A 13,481-nucleotide genomic window follows, 5' to 3' on the forward strand; every position below is an offset into this window, starting at 1 on the left:
TCTTTCCAGTCAACCACTCCGATGCCCGGCCCGCCAACGCCCGCGTTACTTCGGCGCGGTTAGCTCCAGGGCGATGTTGTCGGGGTCGCGGAACTCCAGGATGTAGGAGGGCCCGATGTCTTTGACCGGCTCGTGAACGATGCCGAGGTCATCGAGATGCGCTGCCGCCGAATCCAATTCATCTTTGCTGGCGAGGCGGAAGGCAATGTGGTCCAGCCCGACACGATCCTCGTCGAAGCGGTCAGCGGCGACCGGCCGCAGCCCGAGCAGCGTGCCGCCGAGGTCGTAGATGACGCCGCCGAACAGGAAGCTCAACTGATTGCGGGTGGGTTCGTCGGCGTTTTCGGGGACTTCCAGCAGCACCGGCCAACCGAACACGCTCTCGTAGAACTGCCGCGACCGCTCGATATCGGTGACGGTCAGTCGCACATGCGCGATGGAACTACTCGTGAACGCCATTCGCACCATGGTTCCACTGAAAGGCCGCATGTTAAACATGCCAGAATCGCCGTCGTGCGGATTGCGATGACCATGCCGGTGATGGAGCCGGATCTGGACGCGAGGGTGCTCGAGACGTGGGCGCGGGCCATCGACGAGGGACCCTTCTCGTCGCTGTGCTGGGGCGAGCGGATCGCCTTCGACAACCCGGACAATTTGACACTCCTGGGAGCGCTGGCCGCCTGGACCAACCGGGTGCGGCTGCTCACGACCGTCATCGTGCCGCAGCTACATGATCCCGTCATGCTCGCCAAAGGCCTGGCCACCGGCGATCTGCTCAGCGGCGGCCGGTTGACCGTGGGCATCGGGGTGGGCGGCCGGCACGAGGACTACCACGCCGTGAGCGCCGATCCGGCGACACAGACGATGCGCGGCATGGCCGAACGCGTGGCGGTGATGAGGCGCGTCTGGGCGGGGGAGAAGACCTCGGACTCGGTGCTGCCGGTCGGGCCGGCGCCGGTCCAGCCCGGCGGGCCGCCCTTGTTCGTCGGGACTATCGGGCCTAAAACCATCCGCAGCGCGGCCGCGTGGGCCGACGGGCTGGCCGGCACCACCCTCGACCTCGACGTCGCCAAGCAGAACGAGCTGTTCGACGTGACCCGAGCAGCCTGGGTCGAGGCCGGCAAGCCGAAACCGCACCTGATCACGTCGTTCTGGTTTGCGTTCGGGTCGCCCGAGGGGTCTCGCGCCCAGATCCACAGTCATCTGCGGCGCTACATGAACTGGATTCCGGCCGAATACGTCGACGCGATGGCGCCGATGACGGGCTGGGCCGGCAGCGAAGACGAGCTGCTGAACGTGCTGCGCAGCTTCGAGGCGATCGGCACCGACGAGGTTCAGCTCATCCCGACGAGCTCGGATGTCGATCAGCTTCGTCGCGCCGCGGACGTGGCGGCACGGCTGTAGTCTCCCGCGCCATGGCGGAACCGGCCGGCCTCAGGTCGTCGCTTTGTCGGTCCGGCGCTCGTCATTCGCCGCAGGCTCCTGGGGCGGCTGTCCCTTGCGCAGCGTCTCCAGCAGCTCGCGGTACGGCCCCACCAGGTACACGGTGTCGCCGCCGCGAAGCCACGCGTCCCGGCGTGGGTGCAGCTCGAGGGGCGTGTCCCGGCGGGTGATCGCGATGACACGAGTCTGGGTGGACATCTCGAACATCCGCAGCCCGTCGAGTTCGCTACCGTCCGCCACGTGCATGGCGCCGACCATGAACGAACGCTGCCCGACCGAGAACGTCCCCAGCACCTGCAGGCCCATCGCGGCTCCGATGAACCAGGGCGCGGCGAGGTCGACGGTCGAGCGAACGTTCTCGAAACCGAACCGCTTGGCCACCGCGTCGCCGAGGGTACGGTCATAGATTCGCAGCACGATCGGCACGTCGGGCCGGTTGACCTCAGGCATCACCCGGGGACCGAGCATCTCGCGCAGCACGATTCCGGTCTCGATGTTGACCATGTCGTCCTGAGTCAGCACCGCGACGGCGCGGGCGCGGTCGACGCGGGCCGCCTCCAGCGTCTGGCGCAGGGTTGCATCCCCGAAGATCACCGGCACGTCCAGTTCGTCTGCGGTCGACAGGAACCGGTTGTTCTCGTCGCGCTCGATCACCGCGACGTCATATCCGGCGGCGGTCAGGTCACCGACGACGCGGCTGCCGAACGAGCCCAGCCCGACCACGATGATGTGGTCGCGCAGATGGCGCGCCCGCCGGACCCCAGCCGACTGCAGGAAGCGACGTGACAGCAGCAAGTCCGCCAGGAACGCGACGAGCAGCGCGGTGGTCGTCACGCCTGCGAACATCAAGGCGACGGCGAATATCCGCAACCACGCCGATTGTTGGGCGAAGCCAAATTCGCCATAGCCCACGGTGGTGATGGTCTCCGCGGTGAAATACAGCGCATCCAGCCAGGACAGCCGCGGCTTCGTATAGGAGAAGTGCACGACGACCGTCGACGCGAGCAAGAGGCTGATCGCGAGCAGTATCGCGGGGAAAAGCATGGGATTGACGTCGTCGCGCATCGCCCGCGCGGCGTCTGAAATGCGCCGCATCCACGATTGCCGAGAGCGTGTGGCGCTCGGCCGGGGCGTCTTTATCCCGCGCGCGGCCAGCTCATCGGCGCTGCCGATCATGGCCGTCCAGTCACCGGCACGCACCTGATGATCTCGTCCCGGACACGGCACCACCTCGGCGGGCGTGGCGGAGTTCTCGCCGTGAATCACGGCTACCGGCGCCAGGTCGCCGTAGATTTCGCGAAGGGTCGCGTCGCGGGGCGCTTCGGCCCCCGACACCAGAAATTCGATCCCGGCCGCCTCGACCGGGTGCGTGTGGCTCGACAGGCACGCCTCGACGACCGACGGCGCCGCAAGGTCGGCGACGTCCAAGATGGCGCCCGGACCGTTGTCGGCGGCCACCGCTGCGCGCAGCACGTCGTTGCCCAGGCGGGCAACCACCCGCACGTTGGGATTCGTTTTCCTTGCCAGCAAAGCGATTTCGAGATTCTTCGCGTCGTCGGCCCCCGCGCACACGATGGCGCTTGCGCGGGCAAGGTCGGCACCGCTGAGCTCCTCGCTGTGCAGCTTGACGATCGTGGCGCCCGCGCGGTTCAATTCCTCCGCGATCGTGGTCGCGAGCACATCCTCACCGCTGACGATGATGTGTCGGCGTGTGCTCATATGCATTCCGCCGCGACGGCCCCGGCGCAATCGCGGTCGCTCCAGCGTGGTGAGTCGTCATCACGCATAAACCCCACCTCTGATGACATCGGCGCTGACTTGTTGCTTTGACTATCGGGCACTATGTCGATTGATGCCAGCGCGACATGTCCTCAAATGCGAAGACGGTTGACCGGGTTGGCGCAGCACACGTGAAAACGCGGTGGAGTCGACGAAGGACCGGCTGAATTCTCAAGCCCGTCAACCTCACTTAGGATCACCACATCTTGTGCTTCGCCGTCGAGCGCGCGAAGTCCGACGGGGAGGCCACGACTCTGACTACCACCCGCTCTCGTGACCGCTAGCTGGCCGGGCCCCGGTTGGCCCAATCCCTTTGACCCAGGCGCACCGCCGCCTCCGCCGCCGGGCCAACCGCCCCCGCTCCCGCCCTCCGGCGAGGTGAACACGCTGGCGACGCTGTCGGTCGTATTCGCGTTCCTGCTGGCCCCGGTGGGAGCCGTGTTGGGCCACTTCGCGCTCAGAGATATTCGTCGGCGCGGCGACCGGGGCCGCAACCGCGCGCTGGTAGGACTGACGCTGTCGTACGCGTTCACCGTCGTCGCCGCGGTGGCGCTGGCGCTGTGGGCGACCCTCGGTGACCAGCACCCCGGCCAGCCAACGGCGCACTCCGGAGGAACCACCGCCGCGGGCGCGGCCAAGCCGAGTGCCACGACGCCAGCACCGCCGGAACCGTCGGTGACGCCCGAAGGCCTGCAGTCGCTGGTGCTCACCGGGGAAGATGTTGGCGGCCTCATCAAGGCGCCCGGCATGTACGTCAACAAGACATGGACCCAGACGCACGAGCTGCAGCCCGGCGACAGCTTCGACCCCCCGGAGTGCACCGAAGCGGTATTCAACGGCTTGACGGCGTCCTATCGCGACAGCGGCTACCGTGCCATTTACGGACTGGACCTGGGCCAGCACACCAACGGTTTCCCGCACGGGGTGTCGGAGTTCGTCGCGACATTCGACAATGCCGCGGCCGCAAAGAGTTTCGTCACTGGCGCCGCGAATCGGATCAACGGCTGCGCCGGAAGGCAGTTGACGTATTCGCACGGCGGGGTGTCCGGGATCTACGGCGTCGGAACACCGGTGCAAACCGGCCCGGTGACATCGGTGCGCAGCACCCTGGGAACCGTGCAGGACAACGGGAGGACCACCGACGTCGGCAGCCAGCACACCAGCGCACTGCGGGCCATCGCGGCCAAGGCCAACGTCGTGGTCGACGTCGACGTCATCGGACGCGATCTCGGGGACGACGCCACCACGCTCGTGCAGGGCATCCTGGGCCGGATTCCAAGTTGAGCTGCGGGCCAACAGAATTGGCGAGGCACCCGACCGATCTAGGGGACTTGAACGTCCGCGGGTGACCAGAACGCGCGCATCGAGGTGATCTTGGCGTCTTCGTTGAACGACATCGTCGAGATCGGCGAGATTCGGGTGCGGCTGTCACCGGCGTCGAGCGTCAGATGCCAGAAGAAGGCGGCTTCGCTGCCGGAGATCCGCAATTCGGCGAGTTCGGTGTCCTTCTTCGCGTCCTGGAACCCCGCATAGAACGCGTGGATGGCGTCATGACCGCGGCGAATGTCGGATCCGATCGGATCCTCGATCGTGGCGTCATCGGCGTAGAGCGCCACGATGTCGTCGGCGGTGCCGGTGGCGACCAGCGCGAGGTAGCGGTCGACGGTCTCGGTGATGGCTTCCGGGGACGGCATAGCCTCGGACGCTACTCCTTACCGTTGCCACCGGATGCGTTGTGCTATTCGCGGCAATACTGGCGTCGTGACTTTCATCGAACGCCTCGCGAGCCGTGAGATCTATCGGAATCCGTGGATGGTGCTGCGAGAGGATGACATCCGTCGCCCCGACGGTAGCGTGGGTATCTACAGCGTCGTCGACAAGCCGGCCTACGCGCTCGTCATGCCCTACGACGGGCGGCGCTTCCGGCTGGTCGAGCAGTTTCGCTACCCCCTCGATGAGCGACGCTGGGAGTTTCCCCAGGGCACCGCTCCCGATCTGGCCCACGCCGAGCCGGCCGCGCTGGCCGAACGCGAGTTACGTGAGGAAACCGGATTGCGCGCAACGTCCTTCGAAGCGCTCGGCCGGCTCGATGTCGCTCCCGGAATGACCAGTCAACGCGGCTGGGCGTTCTTGGCCACGGGTATCGCCGAGGGGAAAGCCGACCGCGAGCACGAGGAGCAGGACATGCGTAGTGCGTGGTTTCCGCGCGAAGAGGTCGAGCAGATGATTCGTGGCGGAGTCATCGCCGACGCGCAGTCGGTTGCCGCCTACGCGTTGTTCCTCCTGCGGGCGCGGTGAATTCCGCGGCACCGCGATCGTGTCCGCGCCGAGACCGCGCCGCGTCATCGAACGCCCACCATTGACGCAATGCGGCCGATGCTTCGGGTAGTTACGGTGCTTGCTGCCGCCGCCTCGCTCGTCGGCGGACCCGGCGTGTCTGCGAATGCCATGTCGCCATCGTGGAACGGCAAATACTCGCTGGTGAGGTACGCGATTAGTAAGTCCGGCACCAGCGTCGCCGCCAAGCAAGCCGAACCGACCTTCAGTGCGGATTACGTCTTCACCACCGCATGCTCGTCGGGACAGTGCATCGCCACCGCCACCAACGGCCCGACGCCGAAGAATCCGACCCTGCCCCAGCCCTCGCACTACACATGGGACGGAGCCAAGTGGGTCGAGCGCTTCGACTTCCAGTGGGATTGCTATATGGGCGAAGGGGTTCCGAAGGTGTGGGCACCGGCGAGGTCGTGGGCCTTCTACGCACCGCAGCTCGATGGGTCGCTACGCGGGACATGGCACACAGACATCAACAGCGGTCCCTGCCAGGGGAGCGTCGAAATGCCGGTGGCGGCTTTCGCCGCGGCATGACGGAGACGCCTCGATCAGTCCCGCGGCGTAGGAGTCATCGAGGCGATGTAATAGGTTTCGTGCCCGGTCGGGTAGCCACCGCCGCCGGTGGCGATGTGGACATGGTCGTAGTGGTCGGCGGTCTCTGAGCCCAGGTCCGCCATCCAGTTGCCCCCGCCGACGCCCGGATAGATCTTCTGCCGCCAGATCACGTGGTTGATGCCCCATCGTTTCGCGTTCGCCAACGCGTAGCCGGCGATCTGGTTGCCGAGCTCGATGCCCTCGGGGCTGTGGTAGTTCGGGATCATCACGTCGATCGCCAGCCCGTTTGGATGCCACGGCAATGCGTCCTCGCGGTATCCGCCGATGGTCTTGATCTGGGGGAAGAGCACGCTGATGACGCGGGCCGCCCAGATGGTCTTGACCTGCAACCGTTCCTCTGACGCGACGCCGCGAGGCAGGGCGAGCTGAAACTGCTGGCCGGCGGAAGGGGCGGGCGGTGCCATCGCCGTCAATGCCTCCACCTCGGCGGGGGTGGCGGCACGCGCCGCGTTGGCGGGCGGTGTTGGAGCGGCCGTCGCGCTGGTGGTGGGAGCCGCCGCGGGGGTCTCGACGCAGCACCGTGTCTTGGTGCCCTGCGCGTGGATCATCGCGGCGGAGACCATCAGCGAAGCCGCGACCGCCAGCCATCGCCCCCTGCCTTTAGCCAACACCTTCGCGCCCACGACCAGCAGCTTAATGTCGTTTGTGACGCGTGGGGTGCGTTTTCCAATTGCTTGTTCGCGATGCCCCCGGGGACCACAATGGCTCCATGCCTGCGCGATCGTTTGACGATGCGAATGCCTTTCATCGGACGATGCGCCGCTTCGCCTCCACCACCGTCGGCGCGGCGCTTCTTCGCCCGACCGCGCACCACCTCGACCGGCTCATCACCAAAAGCACCGGTGGTAGGAGCAGTTTCGCCGCGGTCGCGACCGGGATCCCCGTGGTCACGCTCACCACTACCGGCGCCAAATCCGGCGAACCGCGCACCGTCGCCGTCTACGGCATCCCGCATCCCGACGGCGTGAGCCTCATCGCGTCCAACTTCGGTGGTACCAAGCATCCGGCCTGGTACCACAATCTGAAAGCCAACCCGGAAGCCACGGTCACTATCGGTCGCGATACCTGGCACGCCACCGCCCGGCTCGCAACGCCACGCGAGCGCGACGAGATCTGGGCAAAAGGTGTCGAGCTGTATCCCGGCTGGCGAAAGTACGAAGTTCGGGCCGGAGATCGACACATCGAGGCGTTTGTGCTGGCCAGAAGCTGAAAGTCAGCCGGTATCTTCGCACACGCTTATACGTGTGTCTAAGAAGCATTCCGAATAAGTTACGAAAAAAACACGGCCAGCGAGTCTGGCGATTGATGTCCTTACAGTTAGCCAATGAACGTTATGAAAATGGCGATGACGGGCGCTCTCGGGTTCGCGACCGTGATTTCAGCCGCGTCCATAGCATCTGGTTATCCTCATCAGGAGATGCCTACTTTGCTTATGCTGAATTTCTTCGGCATCCCGACAACTTCGACTTGCTACGACAAAGCGTGCCAATCACCTCTAGACAGCAATCCGGACGAGTCGGCGGCGAGCATACGAGCTGAATCAGTAGCGATCGGACCGACGCCATGACGGTGTTGTTTGCGACTGAATGGCCCACGGAAGTGTGGGCGGTCGAGCACACGAATTTTCGTAACGAGCGTGTGGTAGACGTCATGGACACTTTGGATGCCGCTCAACAATTCATCAAGGATGTGGACAAGAATTATTGGGCGGAGCCAGTGCTCCTCCACAGCAGGGTGAACTTCTTCCCTTGCACACCCGATCGCTACGATCCGGGCGATATCGTCGACGAACCCAAGCCAGCCAAGCGGCAATGGTCGCTTTTCAAATCGGCGGTGAGCATTAAGCGCAGATATTCACGTCACAGCGGGGGTTATGCGAATACCCGCAAATAATCATCGGAACATTTCAGAGGTGGCATCCGGATTTCGCTTAACAAATCCGGATCGCACCTGTGTCGTCGTCTAATTCGTTGGGCGAACCGCCCTGTGCCTTCGATCGGGAGACGCTGCTCTAAGTCGGGCGAAGCTCGCGCGGACTTGGATTCGCGCTGGGCAGGTGGTGCCCCCGGCAGGATTCGAAAATGCCGTGCCGTATGATGTCAGTACCAGAAGTTAGCTGCGATTTTCGCCTTTGAGCTGCTGGTATGACTATCCTACAGTGTGTGCATATGTATGCAAACATATGCTTCAATCATCACATCTAGGACACGTCGGGGGCACGACTGAAGGGTAGCGGGATGGGTGACCGCCGATCATGGGGCAAGATCCGCAAGCTGCCGTCCGGGCGCTGGCAAGCGTCCTACGTCGGCCCAGACCTGGTGCGGCACACAGCGAGGTCAACGTACACCGCCAAGATGGACGCCGAGGGCTGGCTCGCGGACGAGCGGCGGCTCGTCGAGTTCCGCATCTGGACCCCGCCCGCGCAGCGCGAAGCGGAACGTCTGGCCGGCGGCGTGACCGTGGCCGAGTACGCCGAGAAGTGGGTCGAGCAGCGGCCGCTGAAGCCGCGGACGCGCATCGGCTACGAGTCGACGCTGGCCCGGCACATCACTGACAGCAGCCTGGGTCGCCTGCCCTTGCGCAACGTCACCGCCGAGGCGGTGCGCTCGTGGTTCGCCGGCCTGGACGCGACCAAGCCGACCGCCCGCGCCCATGCGTACCAGCTGCTGCACAGCGTGTTCGCGACCGCTGTCGTGGACCAGATTCTGCCGACTAACCCGTGTCACATCACCAAGGCGATGCAGTCGCCGACCAAGCGCCAGCCCGTCATCCTCGAGACGGCCGAGGTCGCCGCGCTGGCCGACGCGATCAAACCAGAGCGCCTCAAGGCACTGATCTTGGTCGCCGCGTGGTGCGGCCCGCGCTGGGGTGAGTTGATCGAGCTGCGCCGTAAGGACGTCGGCAAGGACTGCGCGACCATCACGATCACCCGCGGCGCCACGCATCGCAAGGGCTGCATAATCGACACACCGAAGTCCGGCAAGGGCAGGCTGGTGGTGGTGCCGCCGCACATCCGCGCCGACCTCGAGAACCACCTGACCCGCCACGTACCTAAGGGCGCTAAGGAGCTGCTGTTCCCGCCCACGTTGGACGGATGCCACTTGAACGACAGGGTGTTTCGCGATTACTACGTCACCGCCCTGGACAGCATCGGGCGCGACGGCGAGAAACTGCCGCGGCCAACCATCCACGATCTGCGGCACTTCGCCGGTACCTCGGCAGCGCGCGTCGGAAATCTGCGTGAGACGATGCAGCGGCTCGGGCACAGCACTGTCGCAGCCAGTCTTCGTTACCAGAGCATCGCCGCTGGCCGGGACGCCGAGGTCGCTGCGGCGTTGTCGAAATTGGTTGGCCCCGACCTGTAGGTCACGCTCGTGAGCGACGTCACTGTTACTGGTTATGACTGTTTCACGTTTGCTGGAAATGGTGCCCAGTGTTGTTGCATGCGCGTTGTAGATTCGTCTACAGGTAGCTAGGCGGCTCAAATGTTTACTAAGACAGTGCATTTCGTTGCTGTTCACACAGGAGCGTCAAGATTACCTGTGACAATAGCTGTATGACAAAGCAACGTGAAGAGTGGGACATCCCACGAGTCGCCAAAGAAAAAGGGGTCAGCACGATTACCGTGCGCCGCTGGATCGCTGCGGGTCATCTACCTGCGCACCGCGTCGGGCCGAAGCTCATCAGGGTCTGGTCGGATGACGTCGTCAAGGTGAACCAACCGGTCGGCGCGTAATCAGTCAAGCCCACAACGCTTTCAGGGCGGGCCCGGTCCAAACACCCACCTGAATCGGAGCTCAATCATGTCAACAACTGCAGATAATGCGGAAAGCCCTCCTGTGTTGCACCGAGGGGCTGACCTAACCATTTTGTCCGAGACCGCCGCCGCGCCAACAGGAAACGACCTCGGTAATGAAGAGCCTACAGCACCCGGCGCACACGACATCCCCACCGCCGCGCAGGTCTACGCCGCCGCGAACATTCCGCCGTTTCCGCTACGACCCGGCACGAAGTTCCCGCTCTTCCCTAGCGCTCACGCAGAGGGCGACCCGCTCTACGGCAAATGCAAGGGCGGATGCGGTCGGCTCGGCCACGGCCTGCACGACGCCGCCGTGGACCCCGACGTCATCCGTGAATGGTGGGACCGCTACCCCGACGCGAACATCGGGATCAGGCCGTGGCCCAATACCGCCGTCATCGACGTTGACGTGTCCAATGGGAAGCCCGGCCGCAAAACGCTGGAGCGACTGATCGGCGAACTCGGCCCTCTGCCGGAGACGTGGATCGCGGAGACCGCAACCGGCGGGCTGCACATCTGGCTCGAGATCGGCGACACCACAAGGGTTTGCAAAACCATCGGCCCCGGCGTGGACATCAAGATCGGCCGCACAGGCTATGTGGTGGCACCACCCTCGCAGCGTCCCATGGGCGTTTACAAGTGGCGCAATCCAGATGCCAGCGGCCTGCCGAGCGGGCTGCCTGCTGTAGCGCCCGAGGCGTGGCGGAAAGCCATCTGCAAGCCGCCCCCAGCGACACCGCGGTATGTCGGACCGCCGCGACAGCCCGCCGCCTCCGGCGAGAACCCGGTCTACGTCGCCGCGGTTGTCGCTGGTGAGCTCGACCGGCTGTCGAACGCCACCATCGGCGGGAAGAACGGCACGGGAGTGGACGACACTCTCACGTCCGTCGCGTATCGACTGTTCGGTCTCGCCAAGGGTGGCCACATCGTCGCGGGCGCCGCCCGCGACGAAATGAAGCGGATCGCTATGGCACTAGGCCATTCCGACGCCTATGCGGAAAAGACATTGAACAGCGCGTGGGCGCGCACCGAACCCGAGCACCCGCCCGAGCACCGGCCAATTGACCCCGCCTACACCATCGCATTAGAGGACCATCAGTGACCATCGAACCGAACATCGCCGGCATCGTGACCGACAACCGACCGCCGGACAGCGCCCACTCCGGCCAGGTACGCATGGCCTACCGCCTGCTTGACAAGTATCACAACAGGTTGCTGTACGTCCATAGTGTGGGCTGGCACTTCTGGGACGGGAAGCGTTGGGCACAAGACGATTTCGGAACCGCCCACCGTGCGGTGCTTGATGTGCTCCGGTCGGCGCTCTCGGAGTCCTTGGACGACAAGGAACTCCGGCGTGATGTCCGCAAATGCGAGTCAGCCAACGGCATCGCCGGCGTGCTGGCGGTCGCGGCCGCACTGACCGGCTTCGCGGCCACCGTGCGCGACCTAGACGCCGACCCCTACCTGATGAACACCGCCAACGGCACCCTCGACCTGCGGACGATGGAACTTCGCGCCCACGATCCCGCCGACCGCATCACCAAGGTGACCCGCGGCGCATATGACCCGGCGGCACCGGGGGCGACGTGGTCGGCGTTCCTCGAGCGCGTCTTGCCGGACGAGCCTGTGCGCGCCTATCTTCAGCGCGTCATCGGCGTCGGCCTGGTCGGCAAGGTCATCGAGCACATCTTGGCGATCCTGACCGGCACCGGCGCCAACGGCAAGTCGGTGTTCTACAAGTCGGTGATGTGGAGTCTCGGTGACTACGCCAGCACCGTCGAGCCCGATCTGCTCATGCACCGCCAAAACGCCCACCCCACCGGCGAAATGGACCTGCTGGGACGCCGACTGGTCGTGGTCAGCGAATCCGAACGGGAGCGGCGGCTCGCCGAAACCACCGTGAAGCGGTTGACCGGCGGTGACACCATCCGGGCGCGCCGGATGCGGCAGGACTTCGTCGAGTTCGAGCCGTCGCATATGGCGCTGCTGATTACGAACCACTTGCCGAAGGTGTCGGGCGACGACCCGGCGCTCTGGCGTCGGTTGCGGGTCGTCCCGTTCAACGTGGCGATCCCACCGGGCGAACGTGACCCCGACCTTGACGAGCGGTTGCAAGCCGAGGCTGACGCGGTCCTGGCCTGGGCGGTCGCAGGCTGGCGCCAGTACGAGGACGTCGGCCTGGATGAGCCGCTGGAAGTGTTGGGTGCGACCGAAACCTACAAGAAGGCAAGCGACGCGGTGGCCCGCTTCATCGACGAGTGTTGCGTCACGTCCAGCCCTGCGGTGAAAGCCACGACGGGGCAACTGTTCGAACAGTGGGAGCGGTGGCGCGAGACGGACGGCGCCGACCACATGAGCCAGAAGATGTTCGGCCTGGCGCTCGACGCGAAGGGCTACCCAGTGACCAGCAGAACTACCGCCGGCCGCTGGCGCGACGGAATCGGGCTCATGGTGGAGGTTTCCGACCATGATGCATGACGCATATGACGCATCAACCTGTTCGCCCTACGCGCGCGCACATAAGAAACAAACGTTTCATGCGTCATGTGCGTCATTACCGCAGGTCAATTCGCAATCCCACCGGAATCGCACCAGCATGACCGCCCGCCAAAGCCGCGGGAGTGACCGACCGCAGTATCAGGAATTGGATTGCCCGCAAACGCCTTCCGGCGCGCCAGCACGGCAACCGCTACCTGATACACCGGCAACACCTGAACACCGTTCAAGCACTGAACGCCTGACCCAACAAAGGAGATAACACCATGACATCACCCGACAGCAACCGTGAAGCCCTCGGCGACGCCTGCGCACCGCGCTCGGCGGCACACCAGCACCGCTCGACAGGCACCAGCAAGCCGCCTTCGCGATCCGGGAAGAGTACGAAACCCGAGCCGACGCCATCAGGAACGACGCCCACCTATCCCCAGTCGGAAAGAACGAACGCATCGCAACGCTGCGTGAGCAGACGGACGCTGCGCTGAAAGAACTGCACGACCAGCGGCAACGCGAGGCAGACGAGCGCCGTAGCTCGCTGACGTCCAAACTGTTGGACCGCAATGCATCCGAGGGCAGCCATCCAGCGCTGACCATCAGCTACCGCGACGCGGCCGAGCGCGTGGCCCGGCTCGAGGACGAAGGCGACGTCAACGGCGCCGTCACGCTGATGCGCGCAGCACTGCTTAACCAGGATTTGCCCCTCGAGCGGGCGCTGCTGCGCGTGGCCATCGAGCAAGGCTGGCCCGCCGTCGTCGACACCTACACCGCCACCAGAACAAGCCAGCGCGGCGAGGTCGAGGAGCTTTGGAACCTCACGCATTCCGGCAGCGGCACAGGCGGCTTCGTTCAGGGCCTCACGGATCGGGCAGCGTTCACGATGCCGACTGACCGGCACACGGCGGCTACGCCGACTGCACCGTTGAACGGTGCTGCGCAGCGAGAGTTCGTCTCTTGGGCCAACCACGAGATCACGGTCGACTACGGCACCGGCGATGACGGAGCTTGAGCAAGGCCT

At 65.0% G+C, this 13,481-nt stretch carries 16 protein-coding genes; 12 read left to right on the plus strand and 4 right to left on the minus strand.

Annotated elements, in window-relative coordinates; genetic code table 11:
* Positions 1–45 precede the first annotated feature (45 nt).
* Positions 46–459, minus strand: coding sequence for a VOC family protein (locus AC5Y4H_RS18320; RefSeq protein ID WP_499983781.1), 414 nt, complete (start codon positions 457–459; stop codon positions 46–48).
* 66 nt (positions 460–525) lie between these two features.
* Between AC5Y4H_RS18320 and AC5Y4H_RS18325 the strand changes: the two genes are divergently transcribed.
* Complete coding sequence (locus AC5Y4H_RS18325) at positions 526–1,404, plus strand: LLM class flavin-dependent oxidoreductase (protein ID WP_499983812.1); 879 nt, start codon at positions 526–528, stop codon at positions 1,402–1,404.
* A gap of 30 nt (positions 1,405–1,434) precedes the next feature.
* On the opposite strand, the gene AC5Y4H_RS18330 is transcribed toward AC5Y4H_RS18325, so the two are convergent.
* Positions 1,435–3,162: an NAD-binding protein gene (locus tag AC5Y4H_RS18330; protein WP_499983782.1), complete on the minus strand. Its 1,728-nt coding sequence runs from the start codon at positions 3,160–3,162 to the stop codon at positions 1,435–1,437.
* A 438-nt stretch (positions 3,163–3,600) separates the two neighbouring features.
* Between AC5Y4H_RS18330 and AC5Y4H_RS18335 the strand changes: the two genes are divergently transcribed.
* A complete protein-coding gene (locus AC5Y4H_RS18335; protein ID WP_499983783.1) occupies positions 3,601–4,506 on the plus strand; it encodes a sensor domain-containing protein in 906 nt (301 codons plus the stop codon).
* Positions 4,507–4,544: 38 nt separating this feature from the next.
* Here AC5Y4H_RS18335 and AC5Y4H_RS18340 read toward each other — a convergent pair whose 3' ends face one another.
* Positions 4,545–4,916, minus strand: a complete 372-nt coding sequence (locus AC5Y4H_RS18340; RefSeq protein WP_499983784.1) for a nuclear transport factor 2 family protein — start codon at positions 4,914–4,916, stop codon at positions 4,545–4,547.
* Between the two features lie 34 nt (positions 4,917–4,950).
* Here AC5Y4H_RS18340 and AC5Y4H_RS18345 point away from each other — a divergent pair, with 34 nt between their 5' ends.
* Complete coding sequence (locus AC5Y4H_RS18345) at positions 4,951–5,520, plus strand: NUDIX domain-containing protein (RefSeq protein ID WP_499983785.1); 570 nt, start codon at positions 4,951–4,953, stop codon at positions 5,518–5,520.
* A gap of 69 nt (positions 5,521–5,589) precedes the next feature.
* Entirely contained in the window at positions 5,590–6,090 is a 501-nt protein-coding gene (locus tag AC5Y4H_RS18350) for an Rv2253 family sensor-like surface protein (RefSeq protein ID WP_499983787.1), read from the plus strand.
* A gap of 14 nt (positions 6,091–6,104) precedes the next feature.
* Here AC5Y4H_RS18350 and AC5Y4H_RS18355 read toward each other — a convergent pair whose 3' ends face one another.
* Complete coding sequence (locus AC5Y4H_RS18355) at positions 6,105–6,734, minus strand: VldE C-terminal domain-containing protein (protein ID WP_499983813.1); 630 nt, start codon at positions 6,732–6,734, stop codon at positions 6,105–6,107.
* Between the two features lie 146 nt (positions 6,735–6,880).
* On the opposite strand from AC5Y4H_RS18355, the gene AC5Y4H_RS18360 reads away from it, so the two are divergent.
* From AC5Y4H_RS18360 to AC5Y4H_RS18395, 8 genes are all read left to right on the plus strand, one after another.
* Positions 6,881–7,381, plus strand: coding sequence for a nitroreductase family deazaflavin-dependent oxidoreductase (locus tag AC5Y4H_RS18360; protein ID WP_499983789.1), 501 nt, complete (start codon positions 6,881–6,883; stop codon positions 7,379–7,381).
* Positions 7,382–7,734: 353 nt separating this feature from the next.
* The gene (locus AC5Y4H_RS18365) at positions 7,735–8,064 is read left to right on the plus strand and encodes a hypothetical protein (RefSeq protein ID WP_499983791.1); all 330 of its coding nucleotides are present in this window, start codon (positions 7,735–7,737) and stop codon (positions 8,062–8,064) included.
* A 344-nt stretch (positions 8,065–8,408) separates the two neighbouring features.
* On the plus strand, positions 8,409–9,536 hold the full coding sequence (locus tag AC5Y4H_RS18370; RefSeq protein ID WP_499983792.1) for a tyrosine-type recombinase/integrase: 1,128 nt from the start codon (positions 8,409–8,411) through the stop codon (positions 9,534–9,536).
* A 191-nt stretch (positions 9,537–9,727) separates the two neighbouring features.
* Complete coding sequence (locus AC5Y4H_RS18375; protein ID WP_499983793.1) at positions 9,728–9,907, plus strand: excisionase family DNA-binding protein; 180 nt, start codon at positions 9,728–9,730, stop codon at positions 9,905–9,907.
* A gap of 133 nt (positions 9,908–10,040) precedes the next feature.
* Positions 10,041–11,072 (plus strand): bifunctional DNA primase/polymerase, encoded by a 1,032-nt coding sequence (locus AC5Y4H_RS18380; protein ID WP_499983795.1) that lies wholly within the window; start codon positions 10,041–10,043, stop codon positions 11,070–11,072.
* Between the two features lie 74 nt (positions 11,073–11,146).
* Positions 11,147–12,448 (plus strand): DNA primase family protein, encoded by a 1,302-nt coding sequence (locus AC5Y4H_RS18385; protein ID WP_499983816.1) that lies wholly within the window; start codon positions 11,147–11,149, stop codon positions 12,446–12,448.
* A 143-nt stretch (positions 12,449–12,591) separates the two neighbouring features.
* On the plus strand, positions 12,592–12,711 hold the full coding sequence (locus AC5Y4H_RS18390; RefSeq protein ID WP_499983796.1) for a helix-turn-helix domain-containing protein: 120 nt from the start codon (positions 12,592–12,594) through the stop codon (positions 12,709–12,711).
* Positions 12,712–13,016: 305 nt separating this feature from the next.
* Positions 13,017–13,472, plus strand: a complete 456-nt coding sequence (locus AC5Y4H_RS18395; protein ID WP_499983797.1) for a hypothetical protein — start codon at positions 13,017–13,019, stop codon at positions 13,470–13,472.
* The last annotated feature ends 9 nt before the right edge of the window (positions 13,473–13,481 follow it).

The organism is Mycobacterium sp. NGS58 (assembly GCF_059812385.1).